Origin of the sequence: Methyloversatilis sp. XJ19-49 (genome assembly GCF_024580145.1) — a bacterium.
GTDB lineage: Bacteria > Pseudomonadota > Gammaproteobacteria > Burkholderiales > Rhodocyclaceae > Methyloversatilis.
The window spans coordinates 1-25,205 of the sequence record NZ_JANINI010000022.1; the positions used below are offsets into that span (position 1 = coordinate 1).

At 66.5% G+C, this 25,205-nt stretch carries 25 protein-coding genes and 1 riboswitch; of the genes, 10 read left to right on the forward strand and 15 right to left on the reverse strand.

Going from position 1 to position 25,205, the window contains the following annotated elements; translation table 11 throughout:
- The coding region (gene thiC / locus NMQ16_RS18405; RefSeq protein ID WP_257082443.1) for a phosphomethylpyrimidine synthase ThiC at positions 1-1,320 on the forward strand (1,320 nt) is incomplete at its 5' end.
- Between the two features lie 652 nt (positions 1,321-1,972).
- Entirely contained in the window at positions 1,973-2,950 is a 978-nt protein-coding gene (locus tag NMQ16_RS18410; RefSeq protein WP_257082444.1) for a DUF5050 domain-containing protein, read from the forward strand.
- 68 nt (positions 2,951-3,018) lie between these two features.
- Here the strand turns inward: NMQ16_RS18410 and NMQ16_RS18415 are convergent, their stop codons facing one another.
- Positions 3,019-3,540: a MarR family winged helix-turn-helix transcriptional regulator gene (locus NMQ16_RS18415; RefSeq protein WP_257082445.1), complete on the reverse strand. Its 522-nt coding sequence runs from the start codon at positions 3,538-3,540 to the stop codon at positions 3,019-3,021.
- 146 nt (positions 3,541-3,686) lie between these two features.
- A riboswitch (cyclic di-GMP riboswitch) is annotated at positions 3,687-3,776 on the forward strand.
- A 213-nt stretch (positions 3,777-3,989) separates the two neighbouring features.
- Between NMQ16_RS18415 and NMQ16_RS18420 the strand changes: the two genes are divergently transcribed.
- The 3 genes from NMQ16_RS18420 to NMQ16_RS18430 all read left to right on the forward strand — a co-directional run bounded on the left by NMQ16_RS18420 (position 3,990) and on the right by NMQ16_RS18430 (position 7,904).
- A complete protein-coding gene (locus NMQ16_RS18420; protein WP_257082447.1) occupies positions 3,990-6,365 on the forward strand; it encodes a zinc-dependent metalloprotease in 2,376 nt (791 codons plus the stop codon).
- A 105-nt stretch (positions 6,366-6,470) separates the two neighbouring features.
- Positions 6,471-7,283 carry a pyrroline-5-carboxylate reductase gene (gene proC / locus NMQ16_RS18425; protein WP_257082448.1) on the forward strand — a complete coding sequence of 271 codons (813 nt, stop codon included), beginning with the start codon at positions 6,471-6,473 and terminating at the stop codon, positions 7,281-7,283.
- A gap of 54 nt (positions 7,284-7,337) precedes the next feature.
- Positions 7,338-7,904 carry a YggT family protein gene (locus NMQ16_RS18430; protein WP_257082449.1) on the forward strand — a complete coding sequence of 189 codons (567 nt, stop codon included), beginning with the start codon at positions 7,338-7,340 and terminating at the stop codon, positions 7,902-7,904.
- Positions 7,905-8,123: 219 nt separating this feature from the next.
- On the opposite strand, the gene NMQ16_RS18435 is transcribed toward NMQ16_RS18430, so the two are convergent.
- Genes NMQ16_RS18435 through NMQ16_RS18455 form a run of 5 tightly spaced genes read right to left on the reverse strand, consistent with a single transcriptional unit; the run spans position 8,124 to position 11,935 of the window.
- Positions 8,124-9,422: a dihydroorotase gene (locus tag NMQ16_RS18435; protein ID WP_257082450.1), complete on the reverse strand. Its 1,299-nt coding sequence runs from the start codon at positions 9,420-9,422 to the stop codon at positions 8,124-8,126.
- A 46-nt stretch (positions 9,423-9,468) separates the two neighbouring features.
- Positions 9,469-10,437, reverse strand: coding sequence for an aspartate carbamoyltransferase catalytic subunit (locus NMQ16_RS18440; RefSeq protein WP_257082451.1), 969 nt, complete (start codon positions 10,435-10,437; stop codon positions 9,469-9,471).
- A 2-nt stretch (positions 10,438-10,439) separates the two neighbouring features.
- A complete protein-coding gene (pyrR, locus tag NMQ16_RS18445) occupies positions 10,440-10,931 on the reverse strand; it encodes a bifunctional pyr operon transcriptional regulator/uracil phosphoribosyltransferase PyrR (RefSeq protein ID WP_257082452.1) in 492 nt (163 codons plus the stop codon).
- Positions 10,918-11,364 (reverse strand): Holliday junction resolvase RuvX, encoded by a 447-nt coding sequence (gene ruvX, locus NMQ16_RS18450; protein ID WP_257082453.1) that lies wholly within the window; start codon positions 11,362-11,364, stop codon positions 10,918-10,920. The genes pyrR and ruvX overlap by 14 nt, the downstream gene beginning before the upstream one ends.
- Positions 11,357-11,935, reverse strand: a complete 579-nt coding sequence (locus NMQ16_RS18455) for a YqgE/AlgH family protein (protein ID WP_257082454.1) — start codon at positions 11,933-11,935, stop codon at positions 11,357-11,359. Before NMQ16_RS18455 ends, ruvX begins: the two co-directional genes overlap by 8 nt.
- 87 nt (positions 11,936-12,022) lie before the next feature.
- On the opposite strand from NMQ16_RS18455, the gene NMQ16_RS18460 reads away from it, so the two are divergent.
- Positions 12,023-13,465 (forward strand): deoxyribodipyrimidine photo-lyase, encoded by a 1,443-nt coding sequence (locus NMQ16_RS18460; RefSeq protein ID WP_257082455.1) that lies wholly within the window; start codon positions 12,023-12,025, stop codon positions 13,463-13,465.
- A gap of 137 nt (positions 13,466-13,602) precedes the next feature.
- Here NMQ16_RS18460 and NMQ16_RS18465 read toward each other — a convergent pair whose 3' ends face one another.
- Entirely contained in the window at positions 13,603-14,379 is a 777-nt protein-coding gene (locus NMQ16_RS18465; protein WP_257082456.1) for a BPSS1780 family membrane protein, read from the reverse strand.
- 199 nt (positions 14,380-14,578) lie between these two features.
- On the opposite strand from NMQ16_RS18465, the gene NMQ16_RS18470 reads away from it, so the two are divergent.
- The 3 genes from NMQ16_RS18470 to NMQ16_RS18480 all read left to right on the forward strand — a co-directional run bounded on the left by NMQ16_RS18470 (position 14,579) and on the right by NMQ16_RS18480 (position 16,467).
- On the forward strand, positions 14,579-14,944 hold the full coding sequence (locus NMQ16_RS18470; RefSeq protein WP_257082458.1) for a hypothetical protein: 366 nt from the start codon (positions 14,579-14,581) through the stop codon (positions 14,942-14,944).
- 75 nt (positions 14,945-15,019) lie between these two features.
- The gene (locus tag NMQ16_RS18475; protein ID WP_257082459.1) at positions 15,020-15,532 is read left to right on the forward strand and encodes an acyl-CoA thioesterase; all 513 of its coding nucleotides are present in this window, start codon (positions 15,020-15,022) and stop codon (positions 15,530-15,532) included.
- Positions 15,529-16,467 carry an MBL fold metallo-hydrolase gene (locus tag NMQ16_RS18480; protein WP_257082460.1) on the forward strand — a complete coding sequence of 313 codons (939 nt, stop codon included), beginning with the start codon at positions 15,529-15,531 and terminating at the stop codon, positions 16,465-16,467. Before NMQ16_RS18475 ends, NMQ16_RS18480 begins: the two co-directional genes overlap by 4 nt.
- Positions 16,468-16,500: 33 nt before the next feature.
- Here NMQ16_RS18480 and NMQ16_RS18485 read toward each other — a convergent pair whose 3' ends face one another.
- A complete protein-coding gene (locus tag NMQ16_RS18485; RefSeq protein ID WP_257082461.1) occupies positions 16,501-16,857 on the reverse strand; it encodes a hypothetical protein in 357 nt (118 codons plus the stop codon).
- 141 nt (positions 16,858-16,998) lie between these two features.
- Between NMQ16_RS18485 and NMQ16_RS18490 the strand changes: the two genes are divergently transcribed.
- Positions 16,999-18,318 carry a short-chain fatty acid transporter gene (locus NMQ16_RS18490; protein WP_257082462.1) on the forward strand — a complete coding sequence of 440 codons (1,320 nt, stop codon included), beginning with the start codon at positions 16,999-17,001 and terminating at the stop codon, positions 18,316-18,318.
- Between the two features lie 21 nt (positions 18,319-18,339).
- Here NMQ16_RS18490 and NMQ16_RS18495 read toward each other — a convergent pair whose 3' ends face one another.
- The 7 genes from NMQ16_RS18495 to NMQ16_RS18525 all read right to left on the reverse strand — a co-directional run bounded on the left by NMQ16_RS18495 (position 18,340) and on the right by NMQ16_RS18525 (position 25,116).
- Positions 18,340-18,810, reverse strand: coding sequence for a DM13 domain-containing protein (locus NMQ16_RS18495; protein ID WP_257082463.1), 471 nt, complete (start codon positions 18,808-18,810; stop codon positions 18,340-18,342).
- A 180-nt stretch (positions 18,811-18,990) separates the two neighbouring features.
- On the reverse strand, positions 18,991-20,910 hold the full coding sequence (locus NMQ16_RS18500) for a radical SAM protein (RefSeq protein ID WP_257082464.1): 1,920 nt from the start codon (positions 20,908-20,910) through the stop codon (positions 18,991-18,993).
- Positions 20,911-21,052: 142 nt separating this feature from the next.
- Positions 21,053-21,637 carry a PqiC family protein gene (locus tag NMQ16_RS18505; RefSeq protein ID WP_257082465.1) on the reverse strand — a complete coding sequence of 195 codons (585 nt, stop codon included), beginning with the start codon at positions 21,635-21,637 and terminating at the stop codon, positions 21,053-21,055.
- Complete coding sequence (locus tag NMQ16_RS18510; RefSeq protein WP_257082466.1) at positions 21,634-23,271, reverse strand: intermembrane transport protein PqiB; 1,638 nt, start codon at positions 23,269-23,271, stop codon at positions 21,634-21,636. Before NMQ16_RS18510 ends, NMQ16_RS18505 begins: the two co-directional genes overlap by 4 nt.
- Complete coding sequence (locus tag NMQ16_RS18515; RefSeq protein ID WP_373566816.1) at positions 23,264-23,908, reverse strand: paraquat-inducible protein A; 645 nt, start codon at positions 23,906-23,908, stop codon at positions 23,264-23,266. The genes NMQ16_RS18510 and NMQ16_RS18515 overlap by 8 nt, the downstream gene beginning before the upstream one ends.
- 11 nt (positions 23,909-23,919) lie before the next feature.
- On the reverse strand, positions 23,920-24,579 hold the full coding sequence (locus NMQ16_RS18520) for a paraquat-inducible protein A (protein ID WP_257082468.1): 660 nt from the start codon (positions 24,577-24,579) through the stop codon (positions 23,920-23,922).
- 72 nt (positions 24,580-24,651) lie between these two features.
- Positions 24,652-25,116: a TerB family tellurite resistance protein gene (locus NMQ16_RS18525; protein WP_257082469.1), complete on the reverse strand. Its 465-nt coding sequence runs from the start codon at positions 25,114-25,116 to the stop codon at positions 24,652-24,654.
- Between the last annotated feature and the right edge of the window lie 89 nt (positions 25,117-25,205).

Sequence of the window (25,205 nt, forward strand, 5' to 3'; positions counted from 1 at the left end):
GCCGAAATCACCCCCGAGTTCGTGCGCGATGAGGTCGCCCGCGGGCGCGCCATCATCCCGGCCAACATCAATCACCCGGAGAGCGAGCCGATGATCATCGGCCGCAACTTCCTCGTGAAGATCAACGCCAACATCGGCAACTCGGCCCTGGGCTCGTCCATCGGCGAGGAGGTCGACAAGATGACCTGGGCCATCCGCTGGGGCGGCGACACCGTCATGGACCTCTCGACCGGCAAGCACATCCACGAAACCCGCGAGTGGATCATCCGCAACTCGCCGGTGCCCATCGGCACCGTGCCCATCTATCAGGCGCTGGAGAAGGTCGACGGCAAGGCCGAAGAGCTCACGTGGGAGATGTTCCGCGACACGCTGATCGAGCAGGCCGAACAGGGCGTGGATTACTTCACCATCCACGCCGGCGTGCGCCTGCCCTACATCCCGATGACGGCCAACCGCATGACCGGCATCGTCAGCCGTGGCGGCTCCATCATGGCCAAGTGGTGTCTGGCGCACCACAAGGAGAGCTTCCTCTACACGCACTTCGAAGAGATCTGCGAAATCATGAAGGCCTACGACGTGTCCTTCAGCCTCGGTGACGGGCTGCGTCCGGGATCGATCTTCGATGCCAACGACGAGGCGCAGCTGGCTGAACTGAAGACGCTGGGCGAGCTCACGCAGGTCGCCTGGCAGCACGACGTGCAGGTGATGATCGAAGGCCCGGGCCACGTGCCGATGCAGCTCATCAAGGAGAACATGGACCTGCAGCTGGACTGGTGCGACGAGGCGCCCTTCTACACGCTGGGCCCGCTGACCACCGACATCGCCCCCGGCTACGACCACATCACCAGCGGCATCGGCGCGGCGATGATCGGCTGGTACGGCACGGCCATGCTCTGCTACGTGACCCCCAAGGAGCACCTGGGGCTGCCGGACAAGGACGACGTGAAGACCGGCATCATCACCTACAAGCTCGCCGCGCACGCCGCCGACCTCGCCAAGGGCCACCCGGGCGCGCAGATCCGCGACAACGCACTGTCCAAGTCGCGCTTCGAATTCCGCTGGGACGACCAGTTCAACCTCGGGCTCGACCCGGACAAGGCGCGCGAATTCCACGACGAGACGCTGCCCCAGCACGGCGCCAAGCTCGCCCACTTCTGTTCCATGTGCGGGCCGCACTTCTGCAGCATGAAGATCACGCAGGACGTGCGCGACTACGCCGCCGCACAAGGTCTCAGCAACGAGGCCGCGCTCACCCAGGGCATGGCGACGAAGTCGATCGAGTTCGTCAAGCAGGGCGCCGAGGTGTACAGAAAGGTGTAGGGCGCGCGCGGGGCTGCGCCCAGCGAACTGCCACGGCGCCCACGGGTGCAGTCCGGAGGGCTGCACCCGTGGGAGCTTGCTGTGGGAGCGGCGGCCTCGCCGCGATGCGAGCTCTGATCATCGACCATCGCTGCACCGATCGCGGCGAGGCCGCCGCTCCCACACGCCGCCGCTGCCACAGGAGTCACTCCCACATGACGTCAGTCCGGCCGTGTCGCCGCAACTTCCATTGCGCTGACGATATGTCGGTTTTTTTTACACAACGCGCTCATCAAGCCAGTTCAGCACGCCCGCGCAGGAAGATCANCGCCGCAACTTCCATTGCGCTGACGATATGTCGGTTTTTTTTACACAACGCGCTCATCAAGCCAGTTCAGCACGCCCGCGCAGGAAGATCACAGCCGACGCTGTTCGACGCCCATTTCGAACACCCTACGCCTCTGGCATTCCTCACACATGCGTCAACGCGATAACCCATTCTCGCCACAAGAGATTCCTGCGCTGCCGCGTTGATCCCGGTACTCGAGCACTTGACGGTCAGGACCCGCCGAACCGTGGCGGCGAAATCCTTTCCGTACGAAGGAATACCGCTTGCTACCAGCGTCTCCGGGCGAAAACGTTCATCGCCGTTCAGACTCGGAGATCACCAGAAATGAAAAAACGGGGTCGTCAGTTCCTCGCGCTTGCGCTGTACTGCAGCAGCTTTGCCGCTGTCGCGGCCGACCAGCTGGTGTGGTCGGAAACCTTTCAGCGGTTCACGCCGACGTTCGCCACTGTCGGTTCGATCAATACGGCATCCGTACCCGGTGGCACGTCCAGTGCGCTGGTGACCGACCCGACCCGCGTCAAGGGGCCTAATGGCGTCGAGTTCGTCGGCGGACGCATCTGGTGGCCCGACCAGCAGCTGAACCGCGTCGTGTCCGCGCTGCCCGACGGTTCGGAACTGAAGTCATACAACATTTCCGGCGCCTACGACATCGATGTGCAGGGCGGACTGCTGTACGTGACGCGGCAGAACTCGGGCGACATCCTGACGCTCGACCCGTCGCTGCAATTCCCGCCCGCCGATGTGTTCAAGAGCGGGCTGACGTCACCGTTTGCGATCGACGTGACCGCCGACAGCGTGTTCTGGAGTCAGGTGGGTACGTCGAACCGCCTGATGCGCTCGAACCTCGACGGCTCGAACGTGCAGACGCTGCTGACCGGCCTGACCTCGTATGACTTCGAAGTCACCGCCAGCCACATCTACCTGACGACGACCGATGGCTTCGTGAAGCGCAGCAACCTCGACGGCAGCGACCTCACCACGCTGGCCAGCGGGCTGGGCTTCCTCAATGGCATCGACGTCACCGACGACACGATTTACGTGTCGGCGCTGCAGGCGCTGTTCACGACACCGCAAGGCAACACCACATTGGGCGCGGGTCGCATCCTCAGCATGACGCTCGATGGCAGTGGTGTGGTGGAAGTGATCCGGGCGCAGCAGGATTTCGATCCCAACCTGCCGTTCAGCCCGTCGCAGATGCGCGGTGTGGCGGTGCTCGCAGTACCCGAGCCGTCGTCTTACGCAATGCTGCTGGCGGGACTGGCGCTGACCGGTGTCGCGGCGCGGCGGTTGCGGCGGGACTGAATAAGTCTGCCGAAATGAAAAGGGGTCGCAAATGCGGCCCCTTTTCATTCATGCGGTGGCCGGCGTGCTCAGTCGCCGGCCACCGCATCGAGGTGGCGCGTCAGCGCCGAGCGCACGTCCTGCAATGCGGAAACCAGTTCGGACAGTTCGCGCGCCGAACAGCCGGTGGCCGGACCAAGCACGGCCGGAATCTCACGGGCGCGCCGGCACGTGTCGTGGCCGGTTTCGGTCAGGCTCAATTCGACCAGTCGTTCGTCGGCCGTCGAACGGCGACGGGTGATCAGCCCTGCGCTTTCCATGCGCTTGAGCAGCGGCGTCAAGGTACCTGAGTCGAGGAACAGCTGTTCGCCCAGCGCCGACACGCTCAGCGGCCGGCCGGCGTCGCCGAGTGCCAGCAACACGACGTACTGCGGGTAGGTCAGGCCGAGCTCGTTGAGCAGCGGCTTGAAGGCCTTGGTCATCGTCAGCGATGACGAGTACAGCGTGAAACACAGTTGCGCCGTCACCGGCGTGGGGTGTGTCGTTTCGGAGATTGCGTCAGAGGCGGCATCTGAACCGGAAAAGCGGGATTGGCGGGGTTTCTGAGGCATCTTTCAATCGTATCAGCAAACAAATGGCCGCCTGCCGGGTTGTCGCGTCCGTGCAGACGTTGGTGCGCGCGGCCGGTTGTGCGACGACACATTTGTTGTCGAAGTTCCGGTCAAGACGCCTTCCGGCAGGCCGAAAACATCTCTGAATCTGAAAAAGGCAAGCCCGCGCGAAAGCCGGGTACGCAAAGTTACCGGTCTAATCCGTGTTCGCACGGGATGACAGCGGGACCGCCAATCATCATCCGCCCCGTCCCCTGACGTGGCGGGCATGCGCGGGCTGCACCGGTAACACCCTGTCACCGGTCTGGAGTGTGTCCGCCATGGTTAGACGTCGTCTGTCCGCAACATCCTCTTTCCGCCGCGCTCGCACGGCGCCGTCGCGCCTTGCTCTGGCATGCGCCCTCGCGCTCTCCGCCTGGTCTGCCTGTGCCGCGACGCCTGCAGTCCTCATGCAAGCGCCTGTACTGGACGCCGTTGCCGATGCCGTGCCGGAAGGCGGCATGTGGCCGGTTCGTCTTGACCTCGCGCGACTGCGCGCTGCGCGCAGTGGCGAAATACTGCGCTTTGCACTGCCCGACGGTACAACGCTCGACGTGGTGTTCGATTCGACAATCGACCAGCCCGATGGCGTGCAGTGGATCGGCCATCTCGCGGCCGGTCGGCAGTTTCCGGTTCGTCTGCGCCTTGATGGCGCATTGGCCTCGGGCGTCATCCGCACGCCGGATGGCGGCTATGTGCTGGGTCATGTAGACGGACGGCAGCTGGTCGGTGCTGACCTTGCGGCGCAGGCCGATCCGGTGACCGTCGAAAGCCTGCCGGCAATGTTCGCCCCGTCCGTCGCCGTCCTCGATGAAGCGCGCGGTATCGCGCGCAGCGCCGACGAACCGGAACTGCGAAAGCCGGCCGACGCAGCCCACCCGGTCACAGTCGATCTGGTTGCCATGTCGGCGCTGGAGCCCGGCGCCGACATGGCCTTGTCGATTCCGGACCACGGCGACTATCGCGTGGCCTATGACCGCACTGAACCGGGCGATACCGACAGCACGACCTGGGTCGGTCACCTTAAGGATTACGGCCCGGAGTTCCGCGTCATCATTACATCGGGTCCGAACGGCAGTGTCGGCAACATCCTGACGCCGTCCGGCGAAATCCTGCTGGTCAGCGACGGCGGCTCGCAGTGGCTGGTCGATCCGCAGCGCTCCGGTCTGTCGCAACTGGAGCCGGACCACGCCGATGCAGTGGGTGAAGTCGTTGCCGGTGGCCCGATGGAGGCCGAAGGCGCTGCCGAGGGCGGGCCGACCGCCGCCGCCAGCAGCACCACGACCGCCAGCAGCGCCACCACCTCGACAACCCAAGCGTCGGCCAGTGCCACCACGGTGGATGTGCTGGTGCTCTACACGGCCAGCTTCAAGACACGCAACGGCAGTCTGTGGGCGACCCGCATCGCGCAACTGATCGCGTTATCGAACCAGGCTTACATCGACAGCGGCGTTGCCATGCGCGTCCGTCTGGTAGGCAGCGAACTGGTCGGCGAGCCGGATACCACCTCGAATACGAATGCGTTGAGCGCCCTGGCGCGCGGTACGGGCAATTTCTCCGGCGTACCGGCGCTACGCAAGAAGTACGGCGCCGATCTGGTGACCCTGGTACGTCCGTTCAACATGAATGCGCAAGGCGGCAATTGCGGCGTCGGCTACATCGGCGGCTACAACGGTGCTCCGGTGTCGGCCTACGCTGCCTACGGCTATTCAGTGGTCAGCGATGGCCGCGATGTCGCCGGCACCGGCTACTACTGCACCGATTACACCTTCACGCACGAGCTCGGCCACAACATGGGCCTGATGCACGACCGCGACACGGTTGCGCGGCAGGGTGGCGGCAAGGGCAGCCACGACTACGCCTTCGGCTTCGGGCGCAACGGCAGCTTCGGATCCGTCATGAGCTACATCTCGCCGGTGATCGGGCGCTTTTCAAACCCTGACCAGAAAAACTGCGGCGGCAGCTTTGCGTGCGGTACGCCAGTCGGTACGCCAAGCAGTGCGCACAATACGCTGGCACTGAACAACAATCGCGGGGCGATCGCCGCCTTCAGTCCGACCATGGTGGCAGGTACCTTCCAGATATCGGGCACGATTTCCAGCGTCGGCAAGCCGGTGGCCGGCGTCGCGCTGAGCGCCAGCAAAGGTGGCAACTGCACACCCAGCGGCAGCACCGGCGCCTGGGCCTGCGTGGTGCCGCAGAAATGGAGCGGTGTCATCACACCTAACGTGCCGGCCGGCAGGGCAACCCCGGGCAACTTCAGCTTCAGCGCGATCAGCGCGGCGCAGACCGGCCGCAACTTCGTGCTGCCGGGACAGACCATCAGCGGCACCATCACTCAAGCAGGCAAGCCGCTACCCAACACCGCAGTCACTGCCGGCAATGGCGTCTCGTGCAGCGCGACCGATTCCGGCGGCACTTATCGCTGCACGGTTCCATGGGGCTGGAGCGGCACGGTCACGCCCGCCATGCCGGCCGGGGCTGTCACACCGGCCTCGCGGGCGGTCAGCGCGGTGAAGACGACGCAAAAGGGATTGAATTTCGTCGTTACCACAGTGCAGATCAGCGGGACGGTGACGCGCGCCGGCAAGCCGGTTGCCAAGCTCGTCATGCTCGGGAGCAGCGGCGCAAGCTGCAGCGCAATTGCCGCGAACGGCAGCTATGCCTGTACCGTACCAAAGGGCTGGAGCGGCATCATCCTTCCCTCGGCCGCAGCGAACCCACCTCATCTGTCGGTGACTGCCGTGAAGGCTGCGCAGCCGGGTCGCAACTTCGTGCTGCGCTGATCCCGCTGGCGGGCGACAAAGGTCGTTCCGCCCATCCGCCCGCTGCGGTTACCATATTGTCCTTCGGCCCGCTTTTTGCGGGCCGCGACCTTTGACGGGGTGGGCATGCAGATCACTTTCATCGGCGGCGGCAATATGGCCAGTGCGCTGATCGGCGGCTGGGTCAGACGCGGTGGCGATGCGGCGGGCATCTGCGTGGTCGAACCGCAGGCTGCGTTGCGCGCGCGCCTGGCCAGTGATTTCTGCGTACGGGCGATCGAAGCGCCGGACGGCGCCGCGCTGCGCTGCGACCTGATCGTGCTGGCGGTCAAGCCGCAGCAGATGCGCGAGGTGTGCGCCGGACTCGCACCCGGGCTCGACCACCAGACCGTACTGAGCATCGCGGCCGGCCTGCGCGCGGCCGACCTGTCGCGCTGGCTCGGCGGCTACACGCGCATCGTACGCGCCATGCCGAACACGCCGGCACTGATCGGTCAGGGCGTGACCGGCCTGTACGCCGACGCCGCAGTCAGCGCCAGCGAGCGCGCCCAGGCGGAACAAGTACTGGCCGCCGTCGGCACTACCGTGTGGGTGGCGGAGGAACGCCTGATCGACGCGGTGACGGCGCTGTCGGGCAGCGGTCCGGCCTATGTTTTCCACTTCATCGAAGCCATGGTGCGCGGCGGCGAGGCGCTCGGCCTGAGCGCCGATCAGGCGCACCGGCTCGCGGTCGCCACCTTCAGCGGCGCCGCCGCGCTGGCGGCGCAAAGCCCGGAATCGCCCGGCACCCTGCGCGAACGCGTCACGTCCAAGGGCGGCACGACCGAAGCGGCGCTGAAGTCGATGGCAGCCGACGGTGTGGCAGACTCGATCGTGCGCGCACTCGCCGCGGCAGCGGCACGCGGCGCCGAGCTGGGTGACCAGCTGGGTGCGCAATAGGCACCGACCGCGGCCCGATCATCTTTCCTTGCTGAATCACCTCACCACGAATCCATGCTGACCGACCTGATCCTGCTCGTCCTGAATGCCGTCGCCGGCTTCGTCACCACATTGCTGCTCGCCCGTTTCTACATGCAGTGGGCGCGTGTGAGTTTCCGCAACCAGCTTGGCCAGTTCGTCATCCAGACGACAGACTGGGCCGTGCTGCCGGCGCGCAAGGTGATTCCCGCTGTGTTCGGCCTCGACATGGCGACCTTCGTCGTGGCCTGGCTGCTGCAGGTCGCGCTGCTGCTGCTGGCGGCCACGCTGCAAGGCGGCCTCGGTGCGGACAACCTGATTCCGCTGATCTTCCTGCGCGGGCTGTTCGAAGTGGCGCGCCTGTCGGTGTGGTTCCTGATCATCGCGCTGCTCATTTCGGCGGTGCTGAGCTGGGTGTCGCCCGGCAACCCTCTGGGCAGCATCCTGGGGGCACTGACGCGACCCTTCCTGCAGCCGATCCAGCGCGTCATGCCACCGATCGCGAACGTCGACCTGTCACCGCTGGTGCTCATCCTGCTGCTGCAGATCGTGCTCTACCTGATCGATGCGGCGTCGCGACAGATCTTCGCACTGGTCATGTGACGCGGGTGAACCCCGGCGACATTCCAGCGGTGCTTGGGCGCAGAGGGATTCGTTGGGCATCGCTGCGCTCACCCCAACCTACGGTCGACTTGCCGCGGCTGCCCGGCTGGCATCGCTGCGCTCAACGCTACCTGCTTGCCGCCCCGTAGGTTGGGGGGAGCGCAGCAATGCCCAACAGCAGGCCTTCGATCATGCACTTCGGGAAGCGCATGGCCGCCTCTACCTGGCGGCCTTGTCGTTCGCGGGCGTCTCGTACACCACCTGACCCGATACCAGCGTCGCGCACACCTTGCCCAGCAGCTCACGGCCGATGAAAGGCGTGTTGCGACCCTGACTGCGCAACGTCGCGCGGCTGATCATGACAGGTGCATCAGGATCGAAGATGCATACGTCGGCGGCGCTGCCGATGCGCAGGTGTCCGGCGTCCAGTCCGAGCACGCGCGCGGCGTCCGACGTGATGCGGGCGAGTGCCAGCGGCAGCGGCAGATGCATTTCGCGCGCCCATGACAGCGTGAGCGGCAGCAGCAGTTCCAGCCCGGTGGTGCCCGGTTCGGCTTCGCCGAACGGCACCTGCTTGGCGTCGTCATCGACCGGCGTGTGATCGGAACACAGCGCGTCGATGCGGCCGTCGGCCAGCGCTGCGCGCAGTGCCTCGCGGTCGAACTGCGCACGCAACGGCGGAATGGTGCGGCACTGCGGGTCGAAGTAGCCGATGTCGACATCGCACAGGTGCAGCGAGTGGATGGCGACGTCGCAGCTCACCTTCAGTCCGTCGAGCCGTGCCTGATCGATCAGCATCAGTCCGGCCCGGCTGGAAATGCGCGCCAGATGCAGGCGACAGCCGGTGGCGCGGGACAGTTGCAGCATCTGGCCGATGGCCAGCGTTTCGGCGAGTATCGGTATGCCGGTCAGGCCGAGCCGCGCGGCCACCTCGCCTTCGTGCGCGACGCCATCGGACGACAGGTGCAGATCGGTCGGCTGCAGCCATACGGTGTAGCCGAACGTGGCGGCGTACTGCATGGCGCGAAACAGCACCTGCGTGTCGGCCACCGGCACATTGGCCTGGCTGAACGCAATGCAGCCGGCGTCGAACAGCTCGCCCATTTCGGTCAGCCGCTGACCTTTCAGACCCATGGTCAGCGCGCCGTGCGGATACACATGCGCGAGGTTGAGCATGCGTGCGCGGTGCTTCAGCATTTCCACCAGCCCCGGCTCGTCCAGCACCGGGTCGGTGTCCGGCGGGCAGGCCAGACTGGTGATGCCGCCGGCCACCGCCGCGGCCATTTCGGATTCCAGCGTGGCGCGGTACTCCAGACCCGGTTCGCGCAGCCGCGCGCACAGGTCGATCAGACCCGGCGCGACGATGCGTCCGGTGGCGTCGATCACGCGGTTGGCGTGGAAGCCGTCCGGTGCGTCGCCCAGCGCGACCACCTTGCCGGCTGCGATGTACAGGTCGGTCGGCGCATCGATGTCCTGCGCCGGGTCGATCAGGCGACCGCCCTTGATGTGGATCTTCATGCGTTGACTCCGGCGGAGGTCTGTCGAAATGTGTCGAGGGGTGCCATCACGCTTCAACAGACCCCAGCATCGCCATGACGGCCATCCGCACGGCGATGCCGAAAGTGACCTGCGGCAGGATGACGGCCTGCCGACCGTCGGCCACCGCCGAGTCGATTTCGACGCCGCGGTTCATCGGCCCCGGGTGCAGCACGATGGCGTCCGGCTTGGCCAGCGCCAGCTTTTCCTGCGTCAGGCCGAAGAACTTGAAGTACTCCTGCGGGCTGGGCAGCAGCGAGCCCTGCATGCGTTCGTTCTGCAGCCGTAGCATCATCACGACATCGACGCCGCGCAGACCTTCGGCCATGTCGTGGAAGACGCGACAGCCGAGCCGGTCAATGTCGGCCGGCAGCAGCGTTTTCGGCGCGATGGCGCGCAGGTCGGGCACGCCCAGCGTGGTCAGTGCGTGGATCTGGCTGCGGGCCACGCGCGAATGCAGGATGTCGCCGACGACAGCCACCGACAATTGCGTGAAGTCGCGCTTGTAGTGGCGGATGGTGTACATGTCGAGCAGGCCCTGCGTCGGGTGCGCGTGCCGCCCGTCGCCGGCGTTGATGACGTGGATGTGGTCGCGGCCGGTCGCTTCCAGGTGCTGGGCGATCAGGTAGGGCGCGCCGCTGGAGGCGTGGCGCACGACGAACATGTCGGCCTGCATCGCGGCGAGGTTGTCCACCGTGTCGAGCAGGGTTTCGCCCTTGTTGGTCGAACTGGTCGAGATGTTCAGGTTGATCACATCGGCCGACAGGCGCTTGGCGGCGATCTCGAAGGTGGTGCGGGTACGCGTGCTGTTCTCGAAAAACAGGTTGAACACGCTTTTGCCGCGCAGCAGCGGCAATTTCTTCACCTCGCGTTCGGCCACCACCGTGAACGGCTCCGCAGTATCGAGGATGCGCGTGATGACGTCGCGCGGCAGGCCTTCCGTGGTCAGCAGGTGCTGCAATTCGCCGTGCCGGTTCAGTTGCGGGTTGCGCGCCATGGTCAGTTCCCGGTCAGTCGCAGCGAGAGGGTGTTGCCGTCCTGCGCCAGTTTCACGCGCTGCCGTGGCGGCAGGTCGAGCGTCGCGGCGCAGTAGGTCGGCGCCACCGGCAGTTCGCGCCCGCCGCGATCGACCAGCACGGCCAGTTCGACCCGCAGCGGGCGACCGTAGTCGAACAGTTCGTTCAGCGCGGCGCGCACCGTGCGGCCGGTGTGCAGCACGTCGTCGACCAGTATCAGGTGCCGGCCTTCGACCTCGAAGGGCAGCGCCGACGAGCGGGTGTCGCGCGCCAGACCGCGCTTGGCATAGTCGTCGCGGTAGAAGCTCACGTCGAGCGATCCGATCGGCTGGGCCAGGCCCAGCAGGGCGTGCAGTCGTTGCGCCAGCCACACGCCTCCGGTGTGCAGGCCGACCAGCGCCGTATCGGAGCCGACCCGCGGCCGGATCTGGTCGGCCAGCACGACCAGCAGGTGTTCTGCGTCAGGCAGTGACATCGAAATAGTCCTTGAGGATGAGCTGGGCTGCGTGTGCGTCCAGTTTCTGCTTGCGGCTGCGCCAGTCGCGCACGCCGCCTTCGTCGCGCAGCTGGCTGTCCGCTTCGGCCGAGGTGTAGCGCTCGTCCTGCAGCACCACCGGCAGGCGGTAGCGCCCTTCGAGCTGGCGGGCGAAGCGTTCGGCGCGCGCCGTCATGTCGTGCGGCACGCCGTCGAGCGACAGCGGCAGACCGACCACCAGCGCGACCGGCTTCCATTCGTCGAGCAGGCGTCCGACGGCCGACCAGCGGGCGTCGTTGGTTTCGGCATCGAAGGTGAGCAGCGGACTGGCGCTGCGCAGTTCGCATTCGCCCACGGCAACGCCGATGCGTTTCTCGCCGAAGTCGAATGCCAGCACGGTACCGCGCGCAGGAAGACCACCCGGTTCAGGCATGCCCGGCCACGTCGGACAGCGACGCGAAATCGACGCCGAGCAGCTGCATCGCGGCGACCAGACGTTCTTCCGGCGGCAGGTCGAAGATGATGCCGCTGTCGGCACGCACCGTGAGCCAGGCGTTCTGCGCCATTTCCCACTCGATCTGACCCGCCTGCCAGCCCGCATAGCCCAGGGTGACCAGTACGTCGTCCGGCTCGATTTCGCTGCCCAGCGCCTGCAGCACATCGCGCGACGAGGTCAGGCCCAGCCCGTTGCCGACATCGATGGTGGATTGCCATTCGCCGACCGGGCGATGCAGCACGAAGCCGCGGTCGGTCTGCACCGGGCCGCCGAAATAGACCGGCTGGCCCTGGAAACGCGGCGATTCGAGCGTGAGTTCGATGCGCTCGAACAGATCTTCGAGCGACATGTCGATCGGCCGGTTGACGATGACGCCGAGCGCGCCCTGATCGTTGTGCTCGCACACCAGCGTGAGCGTGCGGGCGAAATTCTTGTCGGCCATGGCGGGCATGGCGATCAGGAAGTGGCCGGTGAGATTGACCGTGGAAGTCGTTGCGTGCGCGTGCATGGCGGGATTTTATCCGTGTTGTGCGTTTGTCGCAGAACCTGTGCGACCCTCGCGACTCGAAATCGCGATCTGATCGTGGAGGTATTTGTGGCAAAGAGTTCGTCCCGGCTGGTGTGGTTCCGTCGCGATCTGAGGGTGGATGACCACGCCGCGCTGTACCACGCACTGCGCGAAGGCGGCCCGGTGTGGTGCGCATTCGTGTTCGACACCGAAATACTGGACGAACTGCTGCGCGAAGGCTGGCGCGCCGACCGGCGGGTCGAATTCATCCACGCTGCCATCGTGGAGCTGGACGCGGTCCTGCGCGACCTCGGTGGCGGCCTCATCGTGCGCCACGGCCGAGCGAGCGACCTGGTGCCGGCCCTGGCGCGCGAGCTGGGTGTGGACACCGTGGTCTGCAACCGCGACTACGAGCCGGCGGCACAGCTGCGCGACGCCGAGGTCAGCGCCGAACTGGCGCGCCACGGCATCGGCTTCGAACAGTACAAGGATCAGGTCATCTTCGAGTGCGAAGAAGTGCTGACGCTGGCGCACAAGCCGTTCTCGGTATTCACCCCGTACAAGAACGCCTGGCTGAAGAAACTCACGCCCCATCAGCTTCAGGCCTATCCGGTACGCCGTTACGCGGCGGCGCTTGCGGCACGGTCGCCCGCAGACATTCCGTCGCTTGCGGACATGGGGTTCGAGCCGACCAATCTGGCGACGCTGAAACTACCCACCGGGGCGTCCGGCGCCGAAACGCTGTTCGACGAATTTCTCGACCGCATCGACCGCTACAAGCAGACGCGCGACTTTCCGGCGACCAAGGGACCGAGCTATTTGTCGGTGCATCTGCGCTTCGGCACGATATCGGTGCGCCGGCTGGCACGCGAGGCGCATGCGCGCGGTGGTGCCGGCGCCGAAGGCTGGCTGAACGAACTGATCTGGCGCGATTTCTACTTCCAGATCCTGTGGCACAACCCGCACGTGCTCAACGGCAGCTTCCGGCCCGAGTTCGACGCCGTGCGCTGGGTGGACGACGAAGCGCGCTTCGCCGCGTGGTGCGAAGGCCGCACCGGTTATCCGCTGGTCGATGCGGCGCAGCGCCAGCTGGCGCAGACCGGCTACATGCACAACCGGCTGCGCATGGTCAGCGCGTCCTTCCTGACCAAGGATCTGGGCATTTCCTGGCGACGCGGCGAGCACTGGTTCGCGCGCACGCTGAACGACTTCGATCTGGCGGCCAACAACGGCGGCTGGCAGTGGGCGGCGTCGACCGGCTGCGACGCCCAGCCGTGGTTCCGCATCTTCAACCCGGTCACTCAGTCGGAGAAATTCGACGCCGACGGCCAGTTCATCCGCCGCTACTGCCCGGAACTGGCGAAATTCGACCGGAAACGCATCCACGCGCCCTGGCTGGCGACCCCGCTGGAACAGCAGATGGCCGGCTGCGTGATCGGCCGCGACTACCCGGCGCCGTTGGTGGACCACGCGGCGGCACGCGAGGCGACGCTGGAACGGTTCAAGGCGGTGAAGGGGGGCGTGGAGTAGCGGCGGTGGGGTCGGGCATCGCTGCGCTCACCCCAACCTGCGGGATCGGCTTGTCGCGAGGCTTGTTGGGCATCGCTGCGCTCACCCCAACCTACCGGTGTGGCAGGCGGGCGGTGCGACAACCCGGAAACGACGCCTCAGTCCTGCCGGAACACGTCGCGATAGCTCGCGTAGATCGCGCCGAAGGTGACCGGCAGCAGCACCAGCCAGCCAAGCATGGCCGGGATCGACGCCAGCACGACCAGCACGATGTAGATCAGCGCGAATACCAGAAAGGCCGGCGCGTTGCGCAGGCAGGCGTAGAAGCTGACGCGCATCGACTCGATGGCCGTCATGCGGTGGAACATCACCAGCGCGGGTGCGAACCACACGGCCATCAGCACGGGCGCCATCAGCATCACGGCAATTACCAGCAGCAGCGAGGTTGCGGCTGACACGACCAGCAGCGCGGCGAATGCAGCGAGCCCGGCCAGCCCGGCGACGATGGCCGACATCAACAGCACGAACAATGTCACCGCGAGCATCGCGCCCAGATACCAGCCGCCCAGCGCGAGCAGCGGATTGACCCGCTCTCCGAAGCCGGCCCACAGATGCGCCAACTCGAGCGGTTCGCCGCGCGACAGAGCGCGACAACCGTGCATGATGCCGCCCAGCGTCACCATCGCCAGCAAGGTCGCCGCGATGGTGCCGAACAGCGGCACCACATTGAGCGCCACCAGCACCACCGTCCAGATGACGGTGATGACGATCCACAAACCGGGCGCCGCCAGGAAGCACTGCCAGCCCTGACGCAGCCATTCCAGACCACGGCCGGCCGGCAGGCCACGCGATTCTGGCGCCGCGACGTCCGGTACGGCAACCGACTGCGGCGCCGGCTCGAATGGGTTGTGGCCGGAGCTGTTCATGGTCAGCATGATTTCACATCCGTGCGCCATCTGAAGCATCTGTTGCGCCGACTGTCGCGTGCCGTCCACAACCGACGCGCTGCGCCGGCAGGACCTCACACGACGCACGCGCTTGCAACGGGCGCGCGGCGCATGTTCCACTAGACTTCAGAAGTGTTCGGCGACGCAGCAGCGGAGGTGCCGCGTCGCGCCCTTCCGGGAGACCTTCATGAAACTGACCACCCTGTGCGCCGTATCGGCGCTGCTGACGTCGTCCGCCGCGCTGGCCGGCGGCATGGGCCATGTGCCCGTCACGCCGATCGGCGGCGACCCGTACGGACCCGCCTCCGGTATCGGTGGTGCCGGACCGGGCGGCATGATCGGCCAGCATCCGCGCGACCTGATCCGGCCGAATGCGCGCAGCCGCGCGACCCACATCTATCCGACGCTGCGTGGCACGCAGATCCGCGACTATTCGCGACCGGGTGTGCGCATCGAGCAAGATGCCTACGGCACCAGCGTGTACCCCACCGCGCCGTACGGCAACGTGCGCGACTACCGTCAGCCCGGCTGGCGCATCGAACAGGACCGCTGATCCGCAGCCGCCCCGCCCGGCCGCGATTCCTTCAACCTCAAGACACGCCTGCCGCGCGGCAGGCGCCCTCCTCCGATGACCGAACTTCCGAAACATGAACTGACCATGACGGTGCTGATGACCCCCGACATGGCGAACTTCTCCGGCAATGTGCACGGTGGATCGCTGCTCAAGCTGCTCGATCAGGTGGCCTACGCCTGTGCCGCGCGTTTTGCACAGAGCTATGTGGTGACGCTGTCGGTCGATCAGGTCATCTTCCGCAGCCCGATCCACGTCGGCGAACTGGTCACCTTCCTCGCGTCGGTCAATTTCACCGGTACCACGTCGATGGAAGTCGGCGTCAAGGTGATGACGGAAAACATCCGCGAACACACGACGCGTCACACCAACACCTGCTACCTGACCATGGTGGCGATGGATGAGGCGCGCCGCCCGTGCCGCGTGCCCCCGCTGACGCCGGCCACGCCGGACCAGCGACGACGCCAGACCGCCGCCAAGGTGCGCCGGCAGATGCGGCTGGAATTCGACCAGCGCTTCCATGAACTGATGCAGGCCGAACAGGCGAAAGCCGGCGAGGTGAACGAATGATCGACTACGAGCACGACATATCCGCCATCGACGCTGCACTGCTCCGCCACGGCATGGCGTCCATCCACCTGCTGCGCGCCGGTGACGAAGCGGCGCTGGTCGACTGCGGCACCGGCCATTCGCTGCCCAATGTGCTGGCCGCGCTGGCGCACAAGGGCATAGCCGCCGAACAGCTGCGCTACATCATCCTGACCCACGTGCATCTGGACCACGCCAGCGGCGCCGGTGCCGCGATGCGCGCCTTTCCGGATGCGCAGCTGGTGGTGCATCCGCGCGGTGCACGCCACATGATCGATCCGTCGAAACTGATTGCGGGTGCGACCGAGGTCTATGGCACGCAGGCGATGGCCGACATGTATGGCGACATACTGCCGGTCGACGCGGCGCGCGTGATCGAAACGCATGACGGTTACGTGCTCGACTTCAATGGCCGCACACTCGAATTCATCGACACGCCGGGCCACGCGAAGCACCATCACTGCATCTGGGACGCGCGCTCCCGAAGCTGGTTCACCGGCGACACCTTCGGCCTGGCCTACCCGGAATGCACGGTCGATGGCCGCGCCTTCATCTTTCCCACCACATCGCCGGTGCAGTTCGATCCGGTCGCGATGCGCACGTCGGTCGAACGTCTGCTATCGCGGCAGCCGGAGGCGATGTTCCTGACCCACTACGGCAAGGTGACCGGCGTCCCGACGCTGGGCCGCGCGCTGCTGTCGCGCATCGACGCCCACGTGGCGATCGCCAGGGCGGCCGCCAGTGCCGGTGACGGCCGCAAGCAGGCGCTGCTGGCCGCGCTGGCCGCCTATCTGATGGACGAACTGCGCGCCCACGGCAGCCCGCTCACGCGTGACGAGGCGATGGCCGTGTGGGGGCTGGACATCGAACTCAACGCGCAGGGCCTCGAGGTGTGGCTCGACACTGCTAAGGCGTGATGGCGCGCGCCTGATCCCCGCTTGGCGCGGCGATCAGTCGTCGCGCTCGAAATAGCGCTGCCAGCGCGCGCAGCCCTCGCGGATCATCGTGAGCTTGTCATCGCGCAGACCCGCCAGATCGGCCAGATCGGCTTCGTCCAGCCAGCCCTCCGCGCGCAACAGCACAAACAGGGAAATCAGTTCCGAGTAACGGAACTCATACTTCCTGCCCATGACGCCGTCCCGCTCGGCCAGAAACCTGTAGACCGCCCACATGTCATCCTGCGTCGCAGCCGCCGCGGCGCGCGCCTTGAAATCTGCCAGCAGCGATGCTTCTTCGCGCGACAGCGCCGTGTCGAATGCCTGTCGCGCAATCTTCTTCTCGGTCTTCGACCAAGTGATGCGGTCCATGCATCGTGCTCCTCTCCGGTAGCGTTGGCTCCGACGTCACACTGGTAACGACTGGGCTATCCTCGCGCTGCGCGGCACATCCGCGCACGCCGTTCACCTGCTATCGATGGCCGGCGCTAAAAATATAAACAGGAGACTTCCATGCTGCAACGTGTCACGTCGCTGTCCGTCCGGCTGGTCGAAAGATGGCTGCCCGATCCGTTCGTGCTGGTGCTGCTGCTGACGCTGCTCGTGTTCGCGGCCGGCATCGGTGTCGAAGGCCAGTCGCCGGTGGCGATGCTCGAGCACTGGGGCAAGGGGTTCTGGAACCTGCTGCAGTTTTCGATGCAGATGGTGCTGATACTCGTGACCGGCTGGGTGCTGGCGACGACGCTGTTCTTCCGCCGCATTCTCGAAGCCATCGCAAAGCTGGCCCACACGCCGGGGCAGGCCATCCTGCTGGTGAGCGTGGTGTCGCTGGTGGCGAGCTGGCTCAACTGGGGTTTCGGTCTGGTCATCGGCGCGATGTTCGCGCGCCAGCTGGCGCGTGGCGTGACGGGCGTCGACTACCGACTGCTGATCGCCAGCGCCTACAGCGGCTTCGTCATCTGGCATGGCGGACTGTCGGGCTCGGTGCCGCTGACGCTCGCCACCGCCGACCACTTCCTCGCCGCCCGCACAGGTGTCATCGCCACCGGCGACACGATCTTCTCGACCTTCAACCTGCTCATCGTGCTGGCGCTATTCATCTGCGTGCCGATACTGAACCGGCTGATGATGCCGCGAGCCGAAGACACGGTGACGGTCGATCCGGCGCTGCTGGTCGATGTGGAATTCGTGCCCGACACCACCACCGACACGCCGGCTTCGCGGCTTGACAACAGCATCCTGCTGGCGCAGTCGGTCGGCATCATGGGTCTGGTTTTCTCCGGCTACTACTTTCTGGTCAGCGCCGGCACCTTGAACCTGAATATCGTCAATTTCATGTTCCTGTTCCTCGGCATCATGCTGCACGGCCGACCCAGCCGCTTTCTGGCGGCGATCGGCGACGCCGCGCGCGGTTCGAGCGGCATCATCGTGCAGTTTCCGTTCTATGCCGGCCTGATGGGCATGATCGTCGGTTCGGGGCTCGCGGTGACGATCTCGAATGTGTTCGTTGCCGTGTCGACCGATGCCACACTGCCGCTTTTTGCCTTCCTCAGCGCCGGCCTGGTCAACATCTTTGTACCGTCCGGCGGTGGTCAGTGGGCAGTACAGGGACCGATCATGGTCGAGGCCGCCGCCCGCATGGGTGCCGATCTGCCGCGCGTGGCGATGGCGGTGGCCTGGGGCGACGCATGGACCAACCTGATCCAGCCCTTCTGGGCCCTGCCGGCGCTGGCCATCGCAGGACTGCGCGCGAAGGACATCATGGGCTACTGCCTGATCACGCTGTTGATGTCGGGCGTGGTGATCGGCCTCGGGCTGACGTTCGTGCCGTGACAAGTCCGGGGTCTGCTGACATCAGCGATAGCGGGCCGCAGTGATGAACTGGCCGAAGGTTTCGCACCACACGATGACCGTCGTGTAGCGCGTGACATCGATCGACGGCGGCACCTCGACGACGAAATTGTCGAAGGTACGCACATCGCCCACGCGCACCATGGCCGGTTTCAGGCGCGCGAAATCGGCTTCGGTCTCGACGAATTCCGGCGACAGGTAGAGCTTGTAGTCCGGCCCGGGTGCCAGCCGGCCGGTCAGCGCGATGTGCGCACGCCCGATCGACACCGTGCCTTCGCCCCAGTGCAGCAGATCGCTGTCCTTCAGGTCGCGCCGGAACTGGCCGGTGAACATCGCACCTCCCGCGGCCGACGCGGCTTCTGCCGCGGTCGGTGGCGTGGGAGCGGTGAGGATGGGCAGGGCATAGATGCCAAGCGCGAAGCCGATGCCGAGCGCGGCGGCATGGGAGGCGACAAGCAGGAAGGCAGGTTTCATGGGCTCGGAGCGTAACGCGACCGGACGGAAAGCGGTAACTGAGAAAGACCGGACGCGCGATCGATTGCTGTCAGGCGCCACCGGAAGTCGACGTCGGCAGAAAAATGCCCCCTGAGACCACCGGGTGTCGCGCAGGCCAGCACATCGAAGCGACCGCAACGGGCGCGCCCTGCCCGCAGGTCAGCCAAGCGCCCGCTCGATGTACTGCCGCGGAACGCGCGGCTTCGGTACGCGGTCGGCGAACCAGCTGCGCACGTCCTCGTCCAGTCCGATGCCGTGCATGTAGTTGTACAGCGCCTTATTGAGTGCACGGCCCATCGCATCATGGTCGGTACCGACCGGGTCGACGAAGCCGACGTCGTTCTTCGCGAAGGTGACCGGTGGCAACGGCAGCAGCGTGACGCCGTATTCCTCCGGGCTGAGGCCGACCGGCGAATGCACGGTGCACACGAAGCGGTGGAAGAAGCCGGACTGGATGCAGCCGGCAGCGAACAGCTGGCGTACGTACTCGAGCGCATCCACGGTGTCCTGAACGGTCTGGGTCGGAAAGCCGTACATCAGGTAGGCATGCACCAGAATGCCGGCGTCGGCGAAGCCCTTGGTGACGCGCGCCACCTGATCGACCGACACGCCTTTCTTCATCAGCTTCAGCAGCCGGTCGCTGGCCACTTCAAGCCCGCCGGAAATGGCGATGCAGCCGCTGTCGGCCAGCTCGAGGCAGAGCTCGGGCGTGAACGACTTCTCGAAGCGGATATTGCCCCACCATGAGATGCTGACATCGCGCCGCTTCAGTTCGGCGGCGAAGGCCCGCAGCGATTTCGGCGGTGCGGCTTCATCGACCAGATGGAAGCCGGACTGGCCGGTTTCGGCGACGATGGCCTGTACGCGGTCGACCAGCGTCGTCGCGCTGGCAGCGTCGTAGCGCGAGATGTAATCGAGGCTCACGTCGCAGAAGCTGCACTTCTTCCAGTAGCAGCCGTGGGCCACGGTGAGCTTGTTCCAGCGTCCGTCCGACCACAGCCGGTGCATCGGATTGAGCATGTCCAGCAGCGACAGATAGCGGTCGAGCGGCAGGCCGTCCCAGGTCGGCGTACCGACGTCGTCGAAGGCAATGTCGGGCTCGACGAAATTGACGTACTGCACCGCGCCGGTGTCGTTGCGCACGAAGGTGCGCACCAGCCGCTGCGCGGAACGCCTGCCGACCAGATGATCGAGCAGCGCGAGCAGCGGACGCTCGCCGGCATCCAGCGTCACGTAGTCGAAGAAGTCGAATACGCGCGACTCGGCCAGCTCGCGCAGTTCGGTATTCACGTAGCCGCCGCCCAGCACGGTGACGATGGTCGCGTCATGCGCCTTGATTGTCTGCGCGATGCGGAAGGCGGCGTACACCGCGCCCGGAAAGGGCACCGACAGCAGCACGATGCGCGGTGAGTGGCGCTCGATCGCGGCGAGTGCGAGCCGTTGCAGCGCACGGTCGATCAGGGTCGGCGGCGCAGCCAGCGCCTGCGCCAGCGGGTCGAAGGTGGGCTGGCTCTGCGCGAGCGATTCGGCGTAGCGCACGAATTCGAACCGGTCATCGACCGCCAGCCGGATCGCGTCGGCGACGTCGTTCAGGTAGAGCGTGGCGAAGTGGCGGGCGCGGTCCTGCACGCCGAGCGCGCCGAACGCCCAGCCCAGCGGGTCGCCACCGTCTTCGTCGATATAGATGTCGAGCGATTCGAATCGCGGCCCCTCCGGCAGGAAGCCGCGCGACGCGATGCGGTGCGCCAGCGTGGGGTCGCGCCCCTGCAGGAAACCGAGGGTGGCGTCCATCGTCGCGGCGTAGCGATCGAATTGCACGAAGAAGCTTGTCAGGCTGGGCGAGCAATTACGATCCGGCAGCACAGCAACGGCATCGCGCACGGCACGCAGGCCGTCCGCCGCCAGCAGATCGAGCACCAGCGACAGCGCCAGATCTTCCTGCACCGCGTCGAAACCCTGCGCACGCAGGAAGCCCGTCAGATAGGCGGTGGACGGATAGGGCGTGTTGAGCTGGGTCATCGGCGGGATGACGGACAGCACGCGCGGGCGGACGAAGTCGGGGGAATGCGTGGCAGTCATGGTCCATGGGCGCCGCAACAGACGGCGCCGGCGCAGGGTAACCGAAGCCCGACGGCGCGGGAATGGGCGGCGCGCGGGCAGAGTGAGGGGTGCGGCGCGGCGCTCACCGCACAACGTCCGGTGGGCTTGTCGCGGGGCTTGTTCAACGTGCCGGCGTGGCCGCGGGGACCGACTGTGCGATGTCGCGGGCAAGTGCGTCGATGAGTCGGCCGTGGGCGGCGGCGAGGGCTTCGTAGCTGGCCGTACCGATGGCTTCGCTGGCGGTGAAGCGCCGGCTGGCGATATCGCGGCCGTCGCGGCGCAAGGTCCATACTGCGTCCAGCGTCACACGCTCGAAACCGTCGGCATCGAGGCGCAGCACGTCGACCGGCAGCGTGTAGTCGGGTCGGGCGATGCTCGACTGCGGCACGGCGACGACGCGCGCAAGACCGCGCTCGCTGGCCAGCGCGGCGGCCAGCCGGCGCCCCATTTCCGCCTTCAGCGAGCCGGCCCAGCGGTGGCCGTCGGCCGGTTCGCTGCGCGTGCCGTCGATCCGGCGCACGATCTGCAGCCGGTCCACCGCTTCGGGCAGGCCGATGGGACCGACGACGATGCTGGGCGCATCGGCTTGCGCCGGTGCCGGCGCAGCCACGGCGCCCAGCGTGTAGTAGCGCACCGGCGGCGAGCTGCCGCAGCCAGCCAGCGCCAGAGCGGCGGCAATCAAGCACAGGGAGCGAAGGCAGATCACGGTTTCTCCTCGGGCTTGCCGCGCAGCAGCGCTTCGGGGTGGCGTTCCAGCGTGTCGGTCAGGTGACGCAGTGACTGCGCCGCGCGCGACAGCTCCTGCAGGCTGTCACGCAGGTCCTGCTGCAGTGGCGCGTCGCTCGACAGCAGATGGCGCGTATCGGCGATCGCCGCGCGCGCCTCGGCCATCGTGCGCTGCGTTTCGATCACGGCGGCGCTCACTTCGTTTGACGCGATGCCGTCGAGCCGCTGCAGCAGCTGATCGGTGCGCTCGACCGCGCGCGCCAGCCCGGCGATCGCGGCACGGGTCTCCTGTGCGATGTCGTCCAGCGGCAGGCGGTCGAACTTGCCGGCGATGCGCGACAGCGTGGCCTGCAGTTCGTCCAGACTGCCGCGCTGGGTCGGCAGCTGCGGCGGACGCGCCGCCCAGTCGACCTTCTGACTGCCGGCCGGCGGGAAGAAATCCATCGCCACATAGAGCTGGCCGGTCACCAGATTGCCGTTGCGCAGCTGCGCGCGCAGGCCGCGCGCCACCAGGCGGTCGACGAAGGTGCGGAAGGCGGCTTCGTCGAAATCGTCATCCGGCTTGCCGCCGGTGCGTGGACGCATGCGGCCGGGGAACACCGCGATATCGACCAGCAGGCCGACGTCGGCAGCGTCGAGATCGACATCGGGTTCGAGCGCAATCACTTCGCCGATCTGGGTGCCGCGGAAATCGACCGGTGCGCCGACCGACAGGCCACGCACGCTTTCGGTGAAGCGCAGCTGCACGATCTGGGCGTCCGATCCGGGCTGCTTGAGCGCTTCGGCGCGCGTGCCGAACAGCTTGAAATCGAGCCCGGCAGGCGCCGGTTCGGCATCGCCGCCGTCCGGTGTTTCAAACGACAGCCCGCCGGCCAATATGGACGTGGCCGATTCGGTGTTGATCTGCAGCCCCTCTGCGCCGAGCTTCACGTCGATGCCGCTGGCGTTCCAGAATCGGCTGTCGGTGGTCACGTAGCGGTCGTACGGCGACTTGATGAACACCTGGATGTCGAGGTGCTGACCGGTGTCGTCGAGCTTGAAACCGGTGACCTGGCCGGCCGGGATGCGGCGGAAGTAGATCGGCGTGCCGACATCGATCGAACCCAGTGTTTCGGCATGCAGCGCAAAGGCGCGCCCGGGCACGTCCAGCGTGATGACCGGCGCCTCGTCCAGCGCGACGAAGGTGCGACCGGGTTCGGTCGACTTGCCGGCGTCCATGCCGACATAGGCGCCCGACAGCAAGGTGCCCAGACCGGTCACCGCGCTGCCCGATACGCGCGCGCTGACCACCCAGAAGCGGGTATCTGCGACGAGCAGCCGGCTCGCTTCGCGCACCAGCTGCGCCGTGGCGATGACGTGCGCGCCGTCGTCGGCCAGCGCCACCGCGCTGATCTGGCCGACATCGACGTCCTTGTACTTGATGCGCGTCTTGCCCGGCTCCAGTCCGGCGCCACTGATGAACTGGATCGTGATGGTCGGCCCCTGCTGGTACCAGGCGCGCGCGGCGAGGAACACGCCGATCAGCAGCGCAACCAGCGGAATGATCCACACCAGCGGAATGCGGAAGCGGCGCGGTGCGTCGACCGTGGCGGTCGGCAGTTCGGGTTCAGTCATGGTGTGCAGGGTGGGGGTCAGTAGACCGGCCGGCCAGCGGGTCCCAGATCAGTCGCGGATCGAAGCTCATGGCGGCGAACATCGTGAGCACCACGACGGCGCCGAAGGCGATGGCACCCGGGCCGGCTTCTATCGTCGCCAATCCACGGAAGCTCACCAGCGCAACCAGCATCGTGATCACGTAGATGTCGAGCATCGACCAGCGGCCGACGAATTCGACCAGCCGGTACAGCCGGGTGCGCTGCAGCAGGTTCTGCGTCGAGCGGCGCTGCACCGAAAGCGTGAGGTACACCAGCGCGATGATCTTCAGCAGCGGCACCATCACGCTGGCGAAGAACACTACCGCGGCCAGCGGCCATGAACCTGATTGCCACAGAAAGACGACGCCGCTCATGATCGTGTCCTGCTGGCTGCCGAGCAGCGATGTGGTGGTCATGACCGGCAGCAGGTTGGCCGGCAGGAACATGACGATCGATGCGATCAGCAGCGCCCAGGTGGTCGACACGCTGGCCGGCTTGCGCAGGTGCATCGGCGCGCGGCACCGCGGACAGCGCAGACTGTGCACCGCGCCTTCGGGCGGGCGCGCCAGCTGACCGCACACATGGCAGCTCAGCAGCCCGGCCTCGCGGGCGGTCAGCGCGCGCCGGCTCATCGGCTCGTCACCAGGACGCCAGCCGCTTCGTCGGACAGCGGGGTCTGCCACAGCAAACGCGTGTCGAAGGCCCGGCCGGCGAAGGTGAGCGCGAGAATGAGTGCAGCCGTGGCCCAGAACGCGGTACCGAGGATGACCGTCGCCAGATGCGACAGCTTGACCAGCGACACCAGCATGCCGAGCAGGAACACCTCGACCATGCCCCAGGGCTTGAGCGAACGCACGAGCCGGAAGAACGGCGCCATGCGCGGTGTCACGCGCCCGAGCCGCAGCGGCACCAGCACGAGCAGGATCATCACCAGCTCGAGCAGCGGAAACAGGATGGCGGTACCGAACACGAGCGCAGCGACCGGCATCATGCCGTCGCGCCACAGCACCTGCACCGCTTCGAACAGCGTCACCGCGACCACGCGACCCTGCATGTCGAGGCCGACCAGCGGCCAGGCGTTCGCGATCACGTACAGCACCAGTGCAGTCAGCGTAAGCGCCAGTGTGCGGTCGAGGCTGTCCGGCGGATTGCGTGCAATAAAGGCGTCGCAGCGCGCACAGCGCGCGGTCTGCCCGGGCAGCAGTGCCGGCTCGGTCTGCAGCAGGTCGCACTCGTGGCAGGCGACCAGGTCGGCAGGCAGTTTCAGGTGCGCGGCGGGTGCGGGCATGACCGGTGGCGTCAGGAAGAACCGCGATTCTGCGGTGCAGCGCAGACCGGTGCAATGACCGTGGCGTGTCGATCAGGCGGCCGCCGCCGCGTCGCGTGCCCGTAGCTTGGCGGTGATGTAGTCGGCGTGCGGGATGTAGAGCAGATCGGCCACCTTGCGCATCACGTGCGATTCATGGGCGTGCAGATGGCCGTCGGCGTAGGCGACCTGCCACATCAGCTCGACGATGTGCGCCTTGCGCTCGGCATCGAAGGCCTGATTGATCAGCGCCGTAAAGCGCTGATAGTCGTAGGCCTCGCGCGCCGTCGTGGTCGCCAGCTCGATCAGGCGCTCGATTTCATCATCGGTCAGGGCGAACTTGCCGCGCAGCGCGGTCATGGCCGCGGCGCGCTCGGCGTCGCCGATGTCCGGGTCGGCGCGCATCACTTCGACCAGCAGCACTGCGGTGGCCAGCTGCAGCTGATGTTCGGTGGCGGCGGCGTCAAGCGGCGCCGGCGCGGCAAAACTGTCGAACAGGTCTTTCAGGGTACGTAGCATCGTGTCCTTAGTCGGCGAAGCGAGGGCGCACCGTGTGCCCGCGTCACTGCGGACCCGCAAGTGCCGGTCGGCGTTCCCGTTGCGGCTGT

Bases quoted from the DNA above. Each gene is read 5' to 3' on its own strand.
- NMQ16_RS18510 (WP_257082466.1), bottom strand. From the start codon at position 23,271: ATGACTGAACCCGAACTGCCGACCGCCACGGTCGACGCACCGCGCCGC.
- NMQ16_RS18520 (WP_257082468.1), bottom strand. From the start codon at position 24,579: ATGCCCGCACCCGCCGCGCACCTGAAACTGCCTGCCGACCTGGTCGCC.
- proC (WP_257082448.1), top strand. From the start codon at position 6,471: ATGCAGATCACTTTCATCGGCGGCGGCAATATGGCCAGTGCGCTGATC.
- NMQ16_RS18490 (WP_257082462.1), top strand. From the start codon at position 16,999: ATGCTGCAACGTGTCACGTCGCTGTCCGTCCGGCTGGTCGAAAGATGG.
- NMQ16_RS18410 (WP_257082444.1), top strand. From the start codon at position 1,973: ATGAAAAAACGGGGTCGTCAGTTCCTCGCGCTTGCGCTGTACTGCAGC.
- NMQ16_RS18455 (WP_257082454.1), bottom strand. From the start codon at position 11,935: ATGCACGCGCACGCAACGACTTCCACGGTCAATCTCACCGGCCACTTC.
- NMQ16_RS18430 (WP_257082449.1), top strand. From the start codon at position 7,338: ATGCTGACCGACCTGATCCTGCTCGTCCTGAATGCCGTCGCCGGCTTC.
- NMQ16_RS18440 (WP_257082451.1), bottom strand. From the start codon at position 10,437: ATGGCGCGCAACCCGCAACTGAACCGGCACGGCGAATTGCAGCACCTG.
- ruvX (WP_257082453.1), bottom strand. From the start codon at position 11,364: ATGCCTGAACCGGGTGGTCTTCCTGCGCGCGGTACCGTGCTGGCATTC.
- NMQ16_RS18465 (WP_257082456.1), bottom strand. From the start codon at position 14,379: ATGCTGACCATGAACAGCTCCGGCCACAACCCATTCGAGCCGGCGCCG.
- NMQ16_RS18525 (WP_257082469.1), bottom strand. From the start codon at position 25,116: ATGCTACGTACCCTGAAAGACCTGTTCGACAGTTTTGCCGCGCCGGCG.
- NMQ16_RS18470 (WP_257082458.1), top strand. From the start codon at position 14,579: ATGAAACTGACCACCCTGTGCGCCGTATCGGCGCTGCTGACGTCGTCC.
- NMQ16_RS18495 (WP_257082463.1), bottom strand. From the start codon at position 18,810: ATGAAACCTGCCTTCCTGCTTGTCGCCTCCCATGCCGCCGCGCTCGGC.
- NMQ16_RS18480 (WP_257082460.1), top strand. From the start codon at position 15,529: ATGATCGACTACGAGCACGACATATCCGCCATCGACGCTGCACTGCTC.
- NMQ16_RS18500 (WP_257082464.1), bottom strand. From the start codon at position 20,910: ATGACTGCCACGCATTCCCCCGACTTCGTCCGCCCGCGCGTGCTGTCC.
- pyrR (WP_257082452.1), bottom strand. From the start codon at position 10,931: ATGTCACTGCCTGACGCAGAACACCTGCTGGTCGTGCTGGCCGACCAG.
- NMQ16_RS18435 (WP_257082450.1), bottom strand. From the start codon at position 9,422: ATGAAGATCCACATCAAGGGCGGTCGCCTGATCGACCCGGCGCAGGAC.
- NMQ16_RS18420 (WP_257082447.1), top strand. From the start codon at position 3,990: ATGCAAGCGCCTGTACTGGACGCCGTTGCCGATGCCGTGCCGGAAGGC.
- NMQ16_RS18485 (WP_257082461.1), bottom strand. From the start codon at position 16,857: ATGGACCGCATCACTTGGTCGAAGACCGAGAAGAAGATTGCGCGACAG.
- NMQ16_RS18475 (WP_257082459.1), top strand. From the start codon at position 15,020: ATGACCGAACTTCCGAAACATGAACTGACCATGACGGTGCTGATGACC.
- NMQ16_RS18415 (WP_257082445.1), bottom strand. From the start codon at position 3,540: ATGCCTCAGAAACCCCGCCAATCCCGCTTTTCCGGTTCAGATGCCGCC.